The 18,584-nt window shown below is 34.1% G+C and carries 14 protein-coding genes; 5 read left to right on the top strand and 9 right to left on the bottom strand.

What is annotated here, in order from left to right:
* Window positions 1–119 precede the first annotated feature (119 nt).
* From EKL98_RS03905 to EKL98_RS03890, 4 genes are read left to right on the top strand one after another with little or no spacing between them, the layout of a single operon-like run.
* Complete coding sequence (locus tag EKL98_RS03905; protein WP_126553213.1) at window positions 120–1,358, top strand: efflux RND transporter periplasmic adaptor subunit; 1,239 nt, start codon at window positions 120–122, stop codon at window positions 1,356–1,358.
* Between the two features lie 50 nt (window positions 1,359–1,408).
* A complete protein-coding gene (locus tag EKL98_RS03900; protein WP_126459762.1) occupies window positions 1,409–2,113 on the top strand; it encodes an ABC transporter ATP-binding protein in 705 nt (234 codons plus the stop codon).
* A gap of 12 nt (window positions 2,114–2,125) precedes the next feature.
* Complete coding sequence (locus tag EKL98_RS03895; RefSeq protein ID WP_126561597.1) at window positions 2,126–4,555, top strand: ABC transporter permease; 2,430 nt, start codon at window positions 2,126–2,128, stop codon at window positions 4,553–4,555.
* The gene (locus EKL98_RS03890; protein WP_126553217.1) at window positions 4,548–5,855 is read left to right on the top strand and encodes a TolC family protein; all 1,308 of its coding nucleotides are present in this window, start codon (window positions 4,548–4,550) and stop codon (window positions 5,853–5,855) included. Before EKL98_RS03895 ends, EKL98_RS03890 begins: the two co-directional genes overlap by 8 nt.
* Window positions 5,856–6,015: 160 nt before the next feature.
* On the opposite strand, the gene EKL98_RS03885 is transcribed toward EKL98_RS03890, so the two are convergent.
* The 8 genes from EKL98_RS03885 to EKL98_RS03850 form a co-directional block, all read right to left on the bottom strand.
* Window positions 6,016–8,274: an acyl-CoA dehydrogenase family protein gene (locus EKL98_RS03885; protein ID WP_126561596.1), complete on the bottom strand. Its 2,259-nt coding sequence runs from the start codon at window positions 8,272–8,274 to the stop codon at window positions 6,016–6,018.
* A 212-nt stretch (window positions 8,275–8,486) separates the two neighbouring features.
* Window positions 8,487–9,419, bottom strand: coding sequence for a transglutaminase (locus EKL98_RS03880; RefSeq protein ID WP_126561595.1), 933 nt, complete (start codon window positions 9,417–9,419; stop codon window positions 8,487–8,489).
* 20 nt (window positions 9,420–9,439) lie between these two features.
* The gene (locus EKL98_RS03875) at window positions 9,440–10,306 is read right to left on the bottom strand and encodes a substrate-binding domain-containing protein (protein ID WP_126561594.1); all 867 of its coding nucleotides are present in this window, start codon (window positions 10,304–10,306) and stop codon (window positions 9,440–9,442) included.
* Complete coding sequence (locus tag EKL98_RS03870; protein WP_126561593.1) at window positions 10,306–10,833, bottom strand: GNAT family N-acetyltransferase; 528 nt, start codon at window positions 10,831–10,833, stop codon at window positions 10,306–10,308. Before EKL98_RS03870 ends, EKL98_RS03875 begins: the two co-directional genes overlap by 1 nt.
* Window positions 10,834–10,908: 75 nt before the next feature.
* Entirely contained in the window at window positions 10,909–12,033 is a 1,125-nt protein-coding gene (locus tag EKL98_RS03865; protein WP_126561592.1) for an SDR family oxidoreductase, read from the bottom strand.
* Window positions 12,034–12,127: 94 nt separating this feature from the next.
* The gene (locus EKL98_RS03860; RefSeq protein WP_126561591.1) at window positions 12,128–12,997 is read right to left on the bottom strand and encodes a nucleoside phosphorylase; all 870 of its coding nucleotides are present in this window, start codon (window positions 12,995–12,997) and stop codon (window positions 12,128–12,130) included.
* A gap of 55 nt (window positions 12,998–13,052) precedes the next feature.
* Window positions 13,053–13,382: a translation initiation factor gene (locus tag EKL98_RS03855; protein WP_126561590.1), complete on the bottom strand. Its 330-nt coding sequence runs from the start codon at window positions 13,380–13,382 to the stop codon at window positions 13,053–13,055.
* Between the two features lie 242 nt (window positions 13,383–13,624).
* Window positions 13,625–14,575, bottom strand: coding sequence for an isopenicillin N synthase family dioxygenase (locus tag EKL98_RS03850; RefSeq protein WP_126451592.1), 951 nt, complete (start codon window positions 14,573–14,575; stop codon window positions 13,625–13,627).
* 171 nt (window positions 14,576–14,746) lie between these two features.
* On the opposite strand from EKL98_RS03850, the gene EKL98_RS03845 reads away from it, so the two are divergent.
* A complete protein-coding gene (locus EKL98_RS03845) occupies window positions 14,747–16,723 on the top strand; it encodes an alpha-ketoacid dehydrogenase subunit alpha/beta (protein ID WP_126561589.1) in 1,977 nt (658 codons plus the stop codon).
* 192 nt (window positions 16,724–16,915) lie between these two features.
* Here EKL98_RS03845 and EKL98_RS03840 read toward each other — a convergent pair whose 3' ends face one another.
* Window positions 16,916–18,460 (bottom strand): hypothetical protein, encoded by a 1,545-nt coding sequence (locus EKL98_RS03840; protein ID WP_126459737.1) that lies wholly within the window; start codon window positions 18,458–18,460, stop codon window positions 16,916–16,918.
* Between the last annotated feature and the right edge of the window lie 124 nt (window positions 18,461–18,584).

The following is an 18,584-nucleotide window of genomic DNA, read 5'->3' as shown; positions in this document are numbered from 1 at the left end:
AAAGTGTTCAATACTGAACACGTGAAATTTGTATTAAAAGTAAAATATTTAAAAATCAGGCGATTGCAAGGTTTAAAATTTTGGCACGAAATTGCTTTGTACACTTGAAAATAGCAACAATGGACACCATCCTTCCTCGTAAAAATAATAAAAATAAGTATCTATTCATCGCATTGCCGCTTTTTTTGGTTTTTGGCTTTTTGGTTTATTCTTCAGTGACTAAAAAAAGGAGCCTGAATGTCAAAAGAGCAGAAATTACTATTAAAACAGTCGAAAATAATTTCTTTGAAGATTTTATCGTGTTTCAGGCAAAAGTAACGCCATTGAATTCTATTTTGATTAATATTACCGAAGGTGGCGCTGTTCAGGAAATTTATGTTGAAAATGGGGCGATGGTTAAAAAAGGACAAGCTTTGGCCCGACTTTACAATCCCAACACCGAGTTGAATTATATGCAACAAGAAACTGCCATTATCGAACAAATCAATAATTTGAACAAATCAAAACTCGATTTAAGAAACCAGGAGTTGAATTTGGCCAAAGATTTAATTGCAATAGAGCACGATTATTTGGATTCTAAAAATTTATACGATTTAAATAAGAAATTATTTGAGCAAGAAATCCTTTCTAAAAATGAATGGGAAAAAACAGTAGAAAATTTACGTTTCCAGAAAGAAAGAATGAAAATCATTAAGGAAAGTGTTACCAAAGAGAAACGGGCGAATCAAATCCAAATTGGACAACTGAATCAATCTATCGCTTTCATGGATAAAAGTTTGGGGATTTTGAGAACAAACAAGCAGCATTTTTTAATCTCAGCCCCGCTTTCAGGAAGACTTTCTTCTTTTGAACCGATCCTGGGGAAAACATACATTCAGGGACTAAGTATTGGGACAATTGATGTAATGAAAGGCTATAAATTGCTTGCCGATGTGGATGAGTTTTATTTGAACAAAATCACTGATGGCCAAAAAGGAACAGTCGATTTTAATGGAAAACCAATCCGTGTTCAGATTACGAAAGTCATTCCCGAAATAAAAAGTGGACGATTTGTGGTCGAATTGAATTTCACTTCCTCAGAAAGTTTGAATTTACAACAGGGATTGAGTTTTGGGGTTAAATTAAATTTGTCAGAAAAAACAAAAACAGTAGTGCTTTCCAAAGGAAGTTTTTATGAAGAAACCAATGGGAAATGGATTTTTGTTGTCAACGGCAGCAAAGGAGAACGAAGAGCAATCAAACTTGGGAAAGAAAATCCATTATATTATGAAGTTCTTGGCGGATTGAAAGCTGGCGAAAAAGTAATCACGTCATCGTACAAAGATTATAAACGGGCGGAAATATTAAATTTAGAATAAGAAATAGTAGGAAACATAAAAATAGCATCAATCAAAAAACGAACAATAGTATGATTCAAATTAAAAATCTTTCAAGAGTATTTAGAACCGAGGAATTAGAAACGAAAGCATTAAGTGAAGTTTCTATAACCATAAATCAAGGTGATTTTGTGTCCATCATGGGGCCTTCGGGAAGTGGAAAATCCACTTTATTAAATATTGTAGGATTGCTCGACAGCGCTTCCAGTGGAAGTTATCAATTGTTAAATCAGGAAATGATTGGATTGAAAGAAAAAGGAAAATCGAAAGCCAGAAAAGAAAATATTGGTTTTATTTTTCAGAATTTCAATTTGATAGACGAATTATCGGTTTATGATAATATCGAATTGCCATTGATTTATAACAAAGTTCCTTCTTCAGACAGAAAGAAAAAAGTAGAAGCAATTGCCGATAAATTAGGGATTTCACACCGATTAAAACATTATCCACAACAGCTTTCCGGAGGACAACAACAACGTGTGGCCGTGGCAAGAGCTTTAATTAACGATCCGAAAATCATCCTTGCCGATGAACCTACAGGAAATCTAGATAGCAAAAATGGAAATGAAGTTATGGAATTGCTCACTGATCTACATTCCAACGGAGCAACGATCCTGATGGTTACACATTCTGAGTACGATGCGTCTTTTTCCCAAAAAACAATTTTGATGAAAGATGGAATGATACTTTCAGAAAAAACAAATAGTCGTAATGTTGATGTGTTAATCAACCAATAAATTCTATCAATCATGCTAAAAAATTGGACACGAATATTTTTATACCATCTCAAAAACGAGAAGTTGTTTGCTGCTTTGAATGTTTTCGGCTTAGCGATTGGAATTGCAGGATTGATTTTCGCATTGCTTTATTGGAATGACGAACAAAGTTATAACGCTTGGAATCCAGAAAAAGATAATGTATTTCAGGTATTGATTGAAATGCCTGATGGAACCGTATCTGCAAATCAACCTCCGATATTAAAATCTTTGTTAGAAAAAGATCCTGAAATTGAAACTATCTTATATATGAAAGGGGATTATGTAAATGACCGAATTTTCTATAACGGAAAGAGTGAAGAAATCAACAAAATCATCAATGTTCAAAGTAATTTCTTTTCGTTTTTTCCTTTTAAAATTATTAAAGGAGACGCTATTTCAGCATTGAAAGATGAAACGAGTATTGCCATTTCGGAAGATGTTGCGAAAAGAGTTTTTGGTAACGAAAACCCTATCGGTAAACAACTAAAAGTTTTTTACGGAATGTTTGTTGTTCGCGCAGTTTATCGTATTCCTGGAAATTCGTCCATTGTTCCAGAGATATTGATTGACAGGATAGGAAGGAATTTAGATTCAAATAATATCCAACGAGATATTTTTAATTTTAAAGTCTTTCTAAAACTAAAAGCCTATTCTAACGCAGAGGATATCAAAAAGAAGATTGAACAAATATATTATAATGAATTAACGCTAAACAATGCGAAAGAACAAGGAATTACACCTGATGATGTAATTAAAAGAGATGGCCGTATTAAAATTATTTTGGAACCGCTCTCAATCGCCAGATTGCACTCCGTTGTTGATGGCTATCCAGAGGGGAGAGGTAACTATCAGTTTCTACTTATAATGGTTGGTTTATCTGTTTTAATTCTCATTTTATCCATTGTCAATTATGTCAATATGGCTACGGCCAATGCCATAAAGCGAGCCAAAGAAGTGGGTGTGCGTAAAGTAGTTGGTGCATCAAGAGGCAATATTATTAGTCAATTCATTTTTGAAACAATCCTTATCAGTTCGTTTTCTATTTTATTGGCATTGGTAATTGTAGAGTTAGGGTTGCCTTATTACAATGAATTTTTGGAAAAAGAATTAATAATAAACGGCAATGAATTTTATTTGCAATTACTTGTAATTTTTATGATTACCATTTTGGTTGCAGGGATATTTCCAGCGGTTTATATTTCCAATTTTGAAACCTTAAAAGTATTGAAAGGGAATTTCGGAAGAAGTAAAAGTGGCGTTTGGTTGCGCAACGGTATGCTGGTTTTACAATTTTCTATTGCGACATTTTTTATTATTGGATCTCATATTGTCTATCAGCAAGTCAACTATTTAAGCAATAAAGATCTTGGATTTAAGGGAGATCAAGTAATGTCTATAACTTTTACTCCCCCTGCTTCAGACTATTATCAGGAAGCGCCTTTATTGCAAAATATATTCAATAGATATACTACTATTAAACGGGAATTATCTAAGATAAAAGGAGTTGAACAGGCTTCGACAGGTATTGTTAAGTTTGGTGATGGCGCAATGTCTTCAAACGTTGCATATAAAGAGGTAAATTTTCAAGGACAAAATATGGCTGTTGATTTTGGTATGCTTGACATGATGAAAATTAAAGTGATAAAGGGCAGAGGTCTTGACGAAAAATTTGCTAGCGACACAATTAATTCAGTTATCATAAATGAAACAGCTCTCAAAATGATAAAGGAGAAAAATCCGTTGGGAAAAGAAATTGAATTGCTTGGAAAAAAATTAAAAATAGTTGGAGTCGTAAAAGATTTCAATCTATTTAGTCCAGAAGACCAAGTTCCGCCAATGACAATTTTTCATGCTACTTCCTTCAATATGTCTTACTCAGCCATTCGTCGAGTGTATGTAAAACTAAAAGCTGATGATATGGAAAATAGCATAGCCGATATCGAGAAATTATGGACTTCTAAAGTCAATACTGAATACCCATTCAAATATGATTTTGTTGATAAGGAGTACGCCAGAACCTATGAAACCTATGTAAAACAAAAGAATCTTTTTTCATTGTTAAATATTGTGGTAATTGGTATTGCGCTTTTCGGGCTGTTTGCTTTGGCTTCTTATTCGATACAAAGTCGGATGAAAGAAATTGCTATCAGAAAAACTTTGGGTGCAGAAACCAATACTTTGCTTAAAGAATTATCAAAACAATATATTTTGTATTGCATCATTGGGTTTTTAATCGCTTTGTTTCCAGTGTATTATTTGTTGAACAAATGGCTCGAAAATTTCGCCTTTAGGATTGACATCACTGTATTTCCATTTATTTTTGGATTCCTCATACTATTAGTTTTAACATTGATAATTGTGCTTTTAAAAGCCTATCAAGCAACAAAAACAGATGTTTTGAAATATTTAAAATATGAATAGAAAAACAGTTATAACACTTTTATTTTTAATTTTTAGTGCTTTTGCCAGCGGTCAAGAAAATTCTTGGTCGCTTACAAAATGCATGGAAACGGGTTTGCAGAATACTATCGAAATAAAAATTAGGCAGCTAGAAATAAAAAGAACAGAGCGATCACAAAATTCGGTTTTAAATCGAATGTTGCCAACTATCAATTTAAATGGACAACAAGGGTACATTTTAGGTTCCACGATTGACCCAGCCACTAATGCAAGGGTAAGTTCTAATTTTCAAAGTGATAATTTTTATCTCAATTCCAGAACGAATCTGATTGATTTCGGCGCATTTGCGAATGCTCAAAAAGATAAAATCAATATCGAACAAGCCAAAGCCGAAAAAGAAGTTTTAGAAAACGAATATAAACTGCAGCTTTTGGAAAGCTATTATCAGGCACTTTATACTCAGGAATTATCTAAAATCCAAAATGAACAACTGAAACAAGCTGCTTTTAATTTGGACAGAGTAACTAAAGAAGTAGCAATTGGTAGCAAACCTCAAAGCGATTTGTATGATATGCAATTGAGCTTTTCGGAGGAAGAAAACCGAAATTTGGAAACCGAACAATTGTATACTATTAAAAAAATGCAATTGTTCCAACTCATGAATGTTAGCGATACGAGCCTTTATGATGCAATTGTATTGGTGTCTTATTTTAACGAAAGAGCCACCGAAGATTTTGATCAACAAATATTTAATCCTAAAATAAAGCTTGCGGAACTCCAATACGAAAACAGTTTGAAATCAATTACCGTAGAACGCGCGCTCAATTTACCGGTGTTATCAGCCTATTATGGGTTTTCCTCTTTTTATTATAAAACTTTAAACCAGGGAAACACAATCGCGGACCCTTTTTTTACGCAACTACAAGCTAATAAAAGTCATCAGATTGCGATGCTATTGACAATTCCGGTTTTCAACGGATTTAGGAATACTAAAAAAATTAGTGCTTCAAAACTAGGTAGTGAAAAATCAAAGTTGGTTATAGAACAGACAAAACAACGGTTGCACAATCAAATAGAATTAGAAAATCAAAACAAAAGAAATTATACGGAGTTTCAAGATAAATTGAACCAAAAACAGTCTTATGCGAAGGCGTCTCTGGCCACTACCCAAGCCAAATTTGAAAGCGGAAAAGTGGAAGCTATTTTATATTCATTCGTAAAAAATCAATTTATTTCTGCAGAATATGAAGTGCTAAAAAACAACCTTCAGCTGCAATATGTAGACCTGAAGATTAATTTGTTAAAAAATAATAGTCTGTAAATTATAGGATGCAATTTAAAGCCCATTTAAATTGCAATGCTAACTTATTTAAATCCGGTAAAAAACGGTTTGTAAGTTCAGTATGAACCACAAAAAAACTCCATTAGAAATAATGGAGTTTTTTAAGTTTAAAGAAAATTACTTTTAAGAGTTTGAATCCTTAGAATGCAATTGGTGCTGCAAGGCAACTATCCGGAATGTCAAATGCTTTTACTAATGAGACAGCATCCGGCCTTATTTCCCAGCAAAGCTGATTGACCATCTTGCGTATGGCTTTTGTTTTTATCCCCTCCATGTAGCCATCTTCAAGATACCAGCCTTTATTTTTCTCCATTTGTGAAAGCGCATACAACCGGCATAATTTTGTCACTATTTCCTTGTTTTTCTGATCTTCAATAGCTTGTACGGCTTTTTGAAACTGCTCCAGAACAATTCGCTCCAGATATGCCTGAGCCACATCAATCATGTGGTGCTGCACCACATTAAAGGCATCATAAGGTTCAAGTCCACCATCAATCAGTTTTTTTAATCGTTTTGCTGCCGATGCCAATATCGTTTTTTCCCTATATTGAAAGGCATCCAGATGAAAGGCATCCTCTAATAAATGATCCTCATCTGTTTTTCGGGTTATAATAGGATTTTTTTTAGCAATAGCAGTTTTAGCAGTCTCAAAAACGTAATTTATTATACCCATAGCATCCATTTCTCCAAATGTCTTGCGGAATTCCGACAACCTGTTTTTAGCAACTAATTGCATTAATACCGTATTATCCCCTTCAAAGGTTGTGTAGATTTCGGTATCATTTTTCAAGGCATCGATCCTGTTTTCTGATAGGTATCCTTTGCCACCGCAGGCTTCACGGCATTCCTGCAAAACAGCAGTAGTACTCCAGGTTGAATACGCTTTTATTCCGGCAGCCAAGGCTTCAATTTCTGGCATTTCAGTTTCTGTTCGTTCTAGGTATCTATTTGTCACGTATTGCAACGCAAAATGAATGGCATACGTTTTTGCCAGCAAAGGCAGTAGCCTGCGCTGGTGTATTCTGTAATTTAAGATTGGAACTTCTGAACCGCCTTCGGGTCCAAATTGCCTGCGTGAGTCGCTATACTGTATTGCTATTGTTAATCCGGATTTGGCTGCCGCCAAAGCAGATCTCGGAATCCCAATTCGGCCGCCAACCAAAGTGCCTAACATCGTAAAAAAACGGCGATTGTCACTTGGAATTGGACTTTCAAATTTTCCTTCATCATTTACCGAAGCAAATCGATCCAACATGTTTTCTTTTGGAATAACGACATTTTCAAAACGAATGGTACCGTTATCAACGCCATTAAGTCCCATTTTATGTCCGCAATCACTAATAGTAATGCCTTTCAGGATTGTACTATTAGTATCCCGTATTGGAACAATAAAGGCATTTACGCCGTAATCCATTTCATCAATAATCAATTTAGCAAATACCGTAGCCATTTGACCGTGTACTGCCGCATTGCCAATGTATTCTTTCTGCGCCTTTTCATGTGGTGTATGAATGATAAACGTTTGGTTGTCGTGGTTATATGTAGCAGTTGTTTCTAATCCTTTTACATTTGAACCATGATTGGTTTCGGTCATGGCAAAACAGCCGGGCAACTGGAACGAACCAATATCTTTTAAGTATTTACTGTAATGTTTTTCGGTACCTAGTGATTGTATGCTCATTCCCCAAAGCCCGAATTGCACTCCAAATTTAATAACCAGACTCAAATCATGGTAGCTTAATGTTTCCATTATAGCAAAATAATCGGCACTATTTTCACCGCCGCCGTATTGCTTAGGATACGCCATATTCCCCAGATTTTCTTTTGCAAGAATTGTGCACCAATCGTATACTTTTTCACGATAAACCGCTATATCAGTCGAAGTTTCATAGGCAAAATCTGGTCGACTGATGACCGTTTTTACTTTTTTAATAATAGCAGCCTGTTTGCCATCCAGAATCTGAGTTAGTTTTTCTATGTCGAATGTGTTGCTCGTATGATAATTTGAAGTAACGGTTTTTGCCGTTTTTTTTAAATTTGAAACGGCTTCTTCACCTAAAATTCCCAAATCGTTTTCCAGTTTCATAAAATCAGTCGCAAGATCTTTGATAACAGAATTTTTTTCTGCAAGTACCATTGAAACATCAAATATAGATTTCAGCAGAGGATTCTGATCAATAGCAGTATCTATTTCAAATTTCCACTCCGCAAGTTCTATTCTTGAAGGAGGTGCTGAAACCGTTACTTTTGAAAGTAGATATTCCTGCTCTTTTCTGGAAATCCATTGTTGTGAACGTATGAACTCTTGCAAAGTAACAAACTCTTTTTGAGTTAAAAGATCGTCTGACCAAGCAAGGTAAAATAAAGGAATAAAGGCTTTGAGTTTTGAATTTTCCATAGCACACTTTAATTAAAATAAAATTTTCAGTTGGGTTAAGATAGAAAAAATTAATGAATAAAATGACGTAACAACGTGATAATTCTGTATTTAGAGCGGAAAATAACTCTCAAAAAGTATCAAAAAAATTAGAAAATACTGCAATTGGTTTTTCTTTAAGATTCATTAATTTTTATCAAATGAGAAGTATTAGTACTAAAAAAAGATTTTAATTAATTCAAGGTCAAAGCTCCTAAAATTTCTTCTGATAAAAAAGGACCTCCGGGATATCTGGCCGTATAATCTAAATTCATCCAGATTTGGCCGCGTTCATCAACATGATAAAAGAGTTTTTTTTCTTTGCTTTCATTTACAAAAAGGATATTTTTAATTAAAAAATTTACTTTTTCTAAATCAGTAACTGTACCAATCAAAATTTCCGGATAAATGTGCCCTTTGGTATGAATCAATCGCGGTGTACCGCCAATAGCTTTGATACTGGCTGCCATTAATATCGAATGGTCATCGCAATCACCCGAAAAATAAAGTAAGGACTCCGTGGCTGTTGCTATATAATCCCCGCCTTTTGGATCGCTGACGTAGTTCCACCGATTGTTAATTTCTTTAAAAACTGCAAAACACTGGATAATAGTCCTGTAATCCGAATACCCTTTTATATCTTTAAAATGTTTTGACGTTGCCATAATTGCAAAATTTCTAATTTTAGGATTTTGATATTCTATCGCATTAATAATCTTAGATTTACTAGGGAAAGGAAGTAGCTTAGCGATGATAATATCTTGCGGATATGGATTGTCTGACATGGTATACATGATAGAATTGTAATCTTCAAAAACGCTGTTAAACCCATAATTCCCTATAGTAGAACCATAAATTAAAATTAAAAAATAAAGGATAATACAAAAAAGAATAATCGTTCTCATGAACCGCAAGAGCACTTGAATAACGACTATCATTACTATAAACAGAACGACTCTATCAATATTAAGAGGCCAATTTGGGTTGATTAAATTCTGATGTAAGATGATAAAAACCGGAATGGCAATCAATATGTTCAGGACAAAAATAATAACGTCGTCCCAAGGTTTTGCAACCTGAAATTTTTGTTTAATTCCTTGAAAATTGATTTTTTTTATTTTTATCATGGTAGCATAAAAACAATAATCTAGATTGCTTTTACAATGTCTTCAAAAGTACCTTTTTTCTCGATAATTTTAAGTTGAAAAAGCTGATTTTGAATTTTGTTTAACATTTCAACAGTTAATGGTTTTTGTGACCACTGTGTTAACGACAGCCATTCTTGAATATCTTCTATTTTTTGATGGTAATTTGAAGCCAACGTTTTGTCAATACTTGGAATATCTTTGAAATCTTCTGTAGTTTGATTAATGATTGCCAGAATTTTTGAAATAAGGACTGGATTATTTTCCAAAAATTCTTCTCGAACCGCAATTACAAAACAAGGCCAAGGTGTTGGGCAATCCGCAATTCTACGAAAAATATCTTTGTCAACTAATGGTTTGGTCATGAAACGTTCCCACATAAAATAATCTGCAGTTCCGTTTGTCAAGGCTTCAACGGCTCCATCGATAGTATTTACAATTTCAAACTGAAGAGTATCTGTTTTCCATCCTGAATGCAGTCGGGACTGATTATCGGCATTGACATACGCCATTAATTGGGAACCGGAACCCAATCTGGATATGGCAACTTTGGTGTTTTCTAAGTCTGCTACTGTCTTATAATTGGAGTTTGCAGCTACGTGAATTCCCCAAATTAATGGACTTTCCACATACAGCTGCACTATTTTACTTGGGTTTCCGGCAAGGATATCTTTTACAATTCCTTCGGTTAGGATTATGGCGATATCCGTTTCGCCGTCACGGAGCATTTGACACATTTTTCCGGTTCCTTCGGGAACATCAGTCCATTGTAAATCGATATTTTCTTTTTCGAAATCTCCGCTTTCTATGGCTAAATGCCAAGGAAGATTAAAATGTTCCGGAACTCCGGCTATTTTTATTGTGTTCATTATAGGTTAGGATTTTTTAATTCGTACCAATTCCAAGAAACGCCATCTTCCAGATATTGTTCCGTCATTTTTAGTCCAATTTTTTTTAATATTCTGTTTGAGGCAATATTATCCGTGTGTGCTGCGGCTTCCATAATTTTTATTTTCATTACATTAAAACCATAATCCAGCCAGGCAAAACTGGCTTCGCTGGCGTATCCTTTGCCCCAGAATTTTTCATTTAATCGATAACCAATATCATAGAAATGAACTTTGTTATTTACCATTTCAGTGTTGTATTTTAATCCGGCCCAACCCATTAATTCATTAGTTTCTTTCAAAAGAACCACAAATCTCCCAATATTATTTCGAAAGTATTGTGCTCTAACAAGTTCTATATAGGAATGTACTTCGCTAATATCCGTCAATGGTTTGTTCCAAAGATATTGATGTACCTTAGAATTGCTGTCCATTTCAAATAATGCGTCGGCATCTGAAAATAGCATTTCTCTTAAAATTAATCGGTCGGTTTCTAAAATAAGATTCATGTTTTATTAGAAATTTCATGGTTAACGATTTAGTCTGATAGCAGTGGTATTATGTCATTGTGAGGAATGAAGCAATCACACATTAATATCTTTAAAATTATTCAATTTTGCATACCGAATCATATTGGTGAAGGCTTCCTGATCCAGTTTGGGTATTTCCAGAATGGAGTTCAACAAAGTGGTATCGTATTCGTTGGCAGCGGTTGTAAAATAAGGGTTTAAATGTTTGCCAATGCTTTCATAATACAATTTTTCGATCGTGTTTTTATATGTAAAATCAAATGAATTTTGTATTAAAGTGAAATTAGTATAACCCACTTCCTTCATAATCAACCGCAATCCATTTACCATATTGAAACTTTTATTATGAACAATATTAAGCTGCTCTACATCGTCTCTTTCAAATGTGTTTACAATCACTTTTGCGACATAATCGACAGGAATAATGTTCAAAACGGTGTCTTCATTGACGATAAATCGCACATTTTCTTGATCTCCTTTTCGCTGTGAAGTAAAGTGAAAAAATTTTGCCAAAAGATAAAAAACCATATATTTTGAAATAAAATACGGATTTTCAGTTCCTAACATTTTGCCTCCAATCACACTTGGACGCAGAATTTGAAAAGGCAAACCAATTTTTTTACATTCTTGTGCTATAAAATTTTCCGAATGGAATTTAGCATTTTCATAGGCATTGCGATGCTCGGGTTTGAATCCTAAACTATGAAAATCATTGTCAATTAATCCTTTTCGGTTTCCAGATGAAAAAGCAGTTCCGATGTAGATAAACTTTTTTATAAAAGGATGAAATAGATTGAAAAGGGATTTTGTGATTTTGGTATTCTCTTCAAAAATCTTTTCGCGTTGTTCTTCATCGGTAGATAAATTCACGAATCCCGCCGAATGAATGAAATACGCATCTTTTATTTGGTTTGAAAAAGTGTCCTGAATGACAGCCAAATCAGTATCAATGATTTCAATGTATTCGTGCAGTTTTACTATCCCTTTGTCTTTTATGATTTGTGGTGTATAGCTGCTGGATAAAAGTTCGTTTATTCTATCTAAAGCGGAGTTTTTTCCTTTATTTCGGGCAATAATAAATAGTTTTCCATCAATTTTAGTGTTGATGAAAAGCTCCAGAATTTCATACATAATATGAGATCCCAAAACTCCTGTTGCACCTGTAAGTATTATTTTCATTATCATTTTGTTCTAAAAACAAATGTAGTTTTAAAAAAATTAAACAGCACTTTTTTAAAACTACAAATGGAGAAGATTTTGAAAATTAATTTCTCTATCCTAAAGCAATTTTTTCTAATGTATACGCAATCAATTCATCAACGGCTTTGTATGGATCTTTGCTAAATGTTCCCGAAGCACGATTGGCAATGATGGCGTTTAATGACAATGCATTGTGCCCTAAAAGTGCCGATAGTCCATAAATAGCTGCAGTTTCCATCTCCAAGTTCGTGATTTGGTTGTCACCGAATTTAAAATTATCCATTTTAGAATTTAGCGCTTCATCTTGAATATTCAAACGCAACACGCGACCTTGAGGACCATAAAAACCACCGGCAGTTGCGGTAATTCCTTTGTGCATTTTGTCGCTTTCTATAATTTTTTCTAATTTTTCGGAACATGCGATTACGTATGGTTTTCCTTTTCGTAAATCCCAATTGGTGTGTTTTACAAAAGCATCTTCCATTTCAAGATTCGAAACTTCGTCAATCAAATAGGAGCGGAGCATATTGTCCAAACCTAATCCAAATTTAGAAAGCACAAAACTGTCTACAGGAATATCAGCTTGTAAAGAACCCGAAGTTCCAATTCGGATGATATTCAATGAAGTTAGCTTTTCTTTTGGCTGACGGGTTTCCAAATCAATATTGACCAAAGCATCCAGTTCGTTAATAACGATATCAATATTGTCAGGACCAATTCCTGTGGACATTACAGTAATTCGTTTGCCTTTGAAAATCCCGGTTTGGGTTTTGAATTCTCTTTTTTGTGTCGAAAATTCAATACTGTCAAAAAACTGTGTGATTTTCTCCACGCGATTTTGATCTCCTACAAAGAGGATATCGTGTGCAATATGTTCTGGTTTTAAATTCAAATGGTATACGCTACCGTCTGGATTTAATATTAATTCGGATGATTGTATCATAGTTTTTTTGTTTGATCTTTTAAGCTAGTCATTGCGAGGAACGAAGCAATGACATCTACCCTCCCACACGTTTTACTTTAAAGCCTTTTTCTTTTAAAATAATCATTATTTTATCGCGATAATCCCCCTGAATAATAATAGAATCATCTTTAAAAGTTCCGCCAACACTCAATTTGGTTTTGATTTCCTTAGCAAGAACTTTAAAATCGGCGTCGGTTCCTTCATAACCCTCAATTATAGTGGTTGCTTTTCCTTTTCGTTTTTCGAATTTGCAAATCATAGGCTCTTTTTGAACGTATAATTCGTGTGCCACTTTTTCAATCGGCTCTTCAGGCGATGGTTCGTGATCTGGAAAAAGGTTTTTTAATTGGTCTTGTAAGTCCATATTATATTTAAATTATTTTTTACCACATAGAATCATAGCCATATTTCATAGAATGATGCGTTTTACTTTTTTACAGTAAAACATTGCTATGTAAATTCAAAAACGGTTTGTATTATTCTGTTATATCTCTGTTTCTATGTGGTTAAAATTATGCTGTTTTCTTTAAGTCTCCACCATTAAAAAAAAACAAAAGACATTAAGCATACACTTAATGTCTTTTGGTATCTGAAGTAAATTTAAGTTTATTTTTTAATAAGTCCCAAATCTACTAAACGTTCGTATAAATAGGCTCCCGAAGTAATGTCTTCGAATTTTTTTGGATTTTCTGCATCAATACAGTTTTCCAAACAATTCAATTTCATATCACTCACCGGATGCATAAAAAACGGAATAGAATACCGTGAAGTTCCCCATAACTCTCTTGGTGGGTTTACCACCTGATGAATGGTCGATTTCAATTTGTTATTCGTATGACGCGATAACATATCACCCACATTGATCACTAATTCATCCGGTTCTGCAATGGCATCAATCCATTCTCCGTTATGATTTTGCACTTGTAACCCTTTCCCTTGCGCACCCATCAACAAAGTAATCAAGTTGATATCACCGTGAGCAGCAGCACGAATAGCATTTTCTGGTTCAGACGTGATTGGTGGGTAGTGAATAGGTCGTAAGATTGAATTTCCATCTTTGGCATATTGGTCAAAATAAAATTCATCCAAACCAAGGTGAATTGCCAAAGCTCTTAAAACGTAAACACCGGTTTTCTCCAGCATTTGATAGGCCTCCTTACCGGCTACATTAAAACGAGGCAATTCTTTTACTTCGACATTTTCAGGATATTCAGAAGCATATTTTGAACCTTCGGATACGTATTGTCCAAAGTGCCAAAACTCCTTCAAATCGCCTTCTTTTCTGCCTTTCGCATGCTCTGTTCCAAAAGAAATATACCCTCTTTGTCCGCCAATACCAGGAATTTCATACCCGTGTTTTGTTTCTAAAGGTAAAGCGAAAAAATTTCGGATTTCACCATACAATTCATCAACCAACTGGTCGTTTAAAAAATGCCCTTTGAGTGCTACGAAGCCAATATCTTCAAATGCACTTCCGATTTCATTTACAAATTTTTGTTTACGTTTCGGGTCGTCCGAAAGGAAATCACGCAAGTCAACACTAGGAATGTTTTGCATACTTTTAAATATTTTTTAATAACTTGAAGGTTAAAAACCTTGCAGATACAAATGTAAAGAATAATTTTATATCTGAATTTTAAAACGTACAAACAATGTAAAAAAATATAACAAAACAACATCAAACTGTTATATTTTTTTATCTTTGAACCATATAATAAAACGGGAAAAATGACCTTTGACAAAAAAAATCTTACTGACGATCAATTATTAGATTTATATAAAAGAATACTGAAACCAAGACTGATAGAGGAAAAAATGCTGATTCTTATCCGTCAGGGAAAAGTATCAAAATGGTTCTCAGGAATTGGTCAAGAGGCTATTTCTGTGGGAGTCACAGCAGTTTTAGATCAAGATGAGTACATTTTGCCAATGCATAGAAACCTAGGAGTTTTTACCGGAAGAAACATTCCGTTGTACCGTCTTTTTTCGCAATGGCAGGGCAAAGCCAACGGTTTTACTAAAGGGCGTGATCGTAGTTTTCACTTTGGAACCCAACAATACAAGATTATAGGAATGATTTCGCATTTAGGTCCGCAATTAGGTGTGGCTGACGGAATCGCTTTAGCCAATAAACTAAAGAAAAACGGAAAAGTTACTGCCGTTTTTACAGGCGAAGGAGCAACAAGTGAAGGCGATTTTCATGAAGCGTTGAATATAGCTTCGGTTTGGGAATTACCGGTTTTATTTGTGATAGAGAATAACGGGTATGGGCTTTCAACACCTACAAATGAACAATACCGTTGCGAAAACCTGGCCGATAAAGGAAAAGGCTACGGAATGGAAAGCCATATTGTTGATGGAAATAATATTCTGGAAGTCTATAATTTATTATCTGAATTAAAGGCTTCGATGAAAGAAAATCCACGTCCTGTTTTATTGGAATTTAAAACCTTCCGGATGCGTGGACATGAAGAGGCGAGTGGGACTAAATACGTTCCGCAGGAATTAATGGACCTGTGGGCGATTAAAGATCCAGTAGAAAATTATAGAAAATACTTGTCAGAAAATGGGATTCTTACCGCGGATTTTGACGCTGCTTTACATGCTGAAATAAAGAAGGATATTGATGAAAGTTTGGCTATTGCCAATGCCGAACCAGAAATTAAAGCTACTTTAAGTGAAGAGCTAAATGATGTTTATAAAACGCATGTATTTGAACAAATTAACCATTCAGAAAAAAAAGAAAATATTCGTTTTGTAGATGCCATTTCTGCCAGTTTGAGACAATCGATGGAACGCCATGAGAACTCAGTAATCATGGGCCAAGACATTGCTGACTATGGTGGTGCTTTCAAAATCACAGATGGTTTTGTAGCGCAGTTTGGCAAAGAGCGCGTCATCAATACGCCAATTTGTGAAAGTGCAGTGGTTTCGGCAGGAATGGGATTGTCTATAAATGGCTATAAAGCAATTGTGGAAATGCAGTTTGCCGATTTTGTTTCGACAGGATTCAATCCAATTGTGAATTTATTAGCCAAATCACATTACCGATGGTTAGAAAAAGCAGATGTTGTAGTCCGAATGCCTTGCGGTGGCGGAACACAAGCTGGGCCTTTTCATTCGCAGACCAATGAGGCTTGGTTTACTAAAACACCGGGATTAAAAGTGGTTTACCCAGCATTTCCGTATGATGCGAAAGGATTGTTGAATACTTCCATAAACGACCCAAATCCGGTACTGTTTTTTGAACACAAGCAATTGTACAGAAGCGTTTATCAAGAGGTTCCTTCTGATTATTATACGATTCCACTAGGAAAAGCGGCTTTGTTGAAAGAAGGAGATCAGGTTACGATCATCTCGTTTGGTGCCGCAGTGCATTGGGCTTTGGATACTTTAGCAAAAAATCCTGAAATTTCAGCGGATTTATTGGATTTAAGAACTTTACAACCTTTGGATACCGAAGCTATTTTTGCTTCGGTAAAGAAAACGGGAAGAGTAATTATTTATCAGGAAGACAGTATGTTTGGTGGAATTGCCAGTGATCTTTCGGCAATGATAATGGAAAAGTGTTTCAAATACTTAGATGCTCCTGTAAAACGAGTGGCAAGTTTAGACACACCAATTCCGTTTACTAAAGCATTGGAAGATCAATATTTGCCGAAAGGCCGATTCGAAAATGACCTAAAAGAACTATTGATGTATTAATTTTGGAATTATAAGTAGGTTATTTTTAGCGTTTTAATTCTAAAAATAACCTAATATCCAATAGATAATTATGAAAATTAAAATTGTACCAAAACAGCCGCCGCCTAGTTTTTTGGCGCCGTAACCTGCGAGAATTGTTTTAAAAAATCCGTTCATCCGTTTAAATTATTAAGGGCATAGTTCCACTTTATTTTATCGATTATTCAATTTTGCTTTTTCCTTAATGATATCGCTTATTTTTCGGTTTTCAATTTTGCTTTCTAGCCAAGAAATAATATCCAAATAAAGGAAAGCTCTTTTTTCATAGGTGTTTTTCTCCAGTTCTATAAATCTTGTTCTCATTTTTACAAATTCTTTTTTGATATCTGTTGGATAAATGGAGTTTAAATTTTTCAAAAACTTAATAATTTCTTTTTGCACTTCATGCAAATCATTCATTTTGATTAGGAATTTATAGGTGTTTTTCAATTGATTTTCCAGATAATAATCTTTTCCTAATTCATAATGAGCTATCAAACAGAGTAATCTGGCAAAACACATTAAATCTTCTCGCATGGAAAGATTTTTATTGTTTATGATTTTCTCCAAATAAAAAATACAATCTGTATATTTTTCATTCCCAAAATATATAGAAGCAAATTTATAGTAAAACAGCATTTCGTGGTGTTCATCAAGATGATCCGTATGTATTTTTAACTTGCCTAGAACTTCAGGAATTAAGTATTCTCCTTCTGCAAAAGTACCTTCCAGTATATGATAATTCAATTTATTATTATATAAATACAGAAATGATAAAGATGCAATATTATCATTTACAGGAAAATGGGAATCTTTTATTGTATCTTCCAACAGTAATAAATATTTTTTGAATTTCGATTTGTACTTAAGCATGTACAAAGACTCCAATAGATAATGATTGCCTTTCAAAAAAAACACCGGATTCAAATGAATCATACTTGGGTTGTCATAAAAAAGGGTCACCCACTTTAAAGCATATTTGTAACAGGATAAAAAATCCTGAACTAAAAAGCTTCGCCAAAGATTGGCATTGTAAAACCAATATTTCTCTCTGAAACCGAACTTTTTCTCGTCAAATCTTGAAATATGCTTGTTGAAATAATCATCTATATAGGTGTATTCTTCGTCGCTTTTTACATATCCGGTTTTAAGCATAATACCGTACAATTGCAAGGATAAATTAGATAATTTACTGGAAATGGTATTGCGATAATTCAGTTCTTTAGCCTGAATAACCAATTCATCTGCGCGCCCTTGAATACTTCGGGTTATGTATTGGGATTCAATGAGTTTCTCAAATTCTACAATTTCATAGGCCATGAGTTTTTCGTCATTTTCCAACGCTAAAATCTTTGTTTTATCCAAGATTTTTAAACTTTGTTTGTACAGCCCTTTATTGTACAAAATAGCAGCAAAATCAATCTGTTCTCTTAGCTGATATCGAATATTCTGACTGGGAATATTCAATCGGATGCTTACTAAAATTTGTTTGTATAAATACGATTTCAGATTGGATAATTGTACTTTTTTGATAATCCCACTTTTCAAAATAAGCTTCTCCTCATAGACTTCTGATTTGTCTAAAACATTAAATAATTCGATGAATTTTGTATTGGAACTGGTTTCTAATCGGCTGGCAAAAATCTTAAATTGTCTTTTTTCAGATTTTGAAAGCGATTTAATTAATACGAACAAGAAATCTTTTTGATGGTTAGCCATTGTAGAATAGTGTAGCTTAATGTTTTGTAATTCAATTGTTTACTAAGTTTTTTATTGCTTTATAAACAGTATATTTCATTAAATTGAGTTTTATATTAACGTAATGAAAGATATTTTTGTTATC

Source organism: Flavobacterium bomense, from assembly GCF_003970355.1.
Note: the sequence above shows the minus strand (reverse complement) of the source record. Positions and strands in the feature narration are given on the sequence as shown.

Coding starts and splice junctions, on each gene's coding strand:
- EKL98_RS03905 (WP_126553213.1), top strand. CDS start 120: ATGGACACCATCCTTCCTCGTAAAAATAATAAAAATAAGTATCTATTC.
- EKL98_RS03900 (WP_126459762.1), top strand. CDS start 1,409: ATGATTCAAATTAAAAATCTTTCAAGAGTATTTAGAACCGAGGAATTA.
- EKL98_RS03895 (WP_126561597.1), top strand. CDS start 2,126: ATGCTAAAAAATTGGACACGAATATTTTTATACCATCTCAAAAACGAG.
- EKL98_RS03890 (WP_126553217.1), top strand. CDS start 4,548: ATGAATAGAAAAACAGTTATAACACTTTTATTTTTAATTTTTAGTGCT.
- EKL98_RS03885 (WP_126561596.1), bottom strand. CDS start 8,274: ATGGAAAATTCAAAACTCAAAGCCTTTATTCCTTTATTTTACCTTGCT.
- EKL98_RS03880 (WP_126561595.1), bottom strand. CDS start 9,419: ATGATAAAAATAAAAAAAATCAATTTTCAAGGAATTAAACAAAAATTT.
- EKL98_RS03875 (WP_126561594.1), bottom strand. CDS start 10,306: ATGAACACAATAAAAATAGCCGGAGTTCCGGAACATTTTAATCTTCCT.
- EKL98_RS03870 (WP_126561593.1), bottom strand. CDS start 10,833: ATGAATCTTATTTTAGAAACCGACCGATTAATTTTAAGAGAAATGCTA.
- EKL98_RS03865 (WP_126561592.1), bottom strand. CDS start 12,033: ATGAAAATAATACTTACAGGTGCAACAGGAGTTTTGGGATCTCATATT.
- EKL98_RS03860 (WP_126561591.1), bottom strand. CDS start 12,997: ATGATACAATCATCCGAATTAATATTAAATCCAGACGGTAGCGTATAC.
- EKL98_RS03855 (WP_126561590.1), bottom strand. CDS start 13,382: ATGGACTTACAAGACCAATTAAAAAACCTTTTTCCAGATCACGAACCA.
- EKL98_RS03850 (WP_126451592.1), bottom strand. CDS start 14,575: ATGCAAAACATTCCTAGTGTTGACTTGCGTGATTTCCTTTCGGACGAC.
- EKL98_RS03845 (WP_126561589.1), top strand. CDS start 14,747: ATGACCTTTGACAAAAAAAATCTTACTGACGATCAATTATTAGATTTA.
- EKL98_RS03840 (WP_126459737.1), bottom strand. CDS start 18,460: ATGGCTAACCATCAAAAAGATTTCTTGTTCGTATTAATTAAATCGCTT.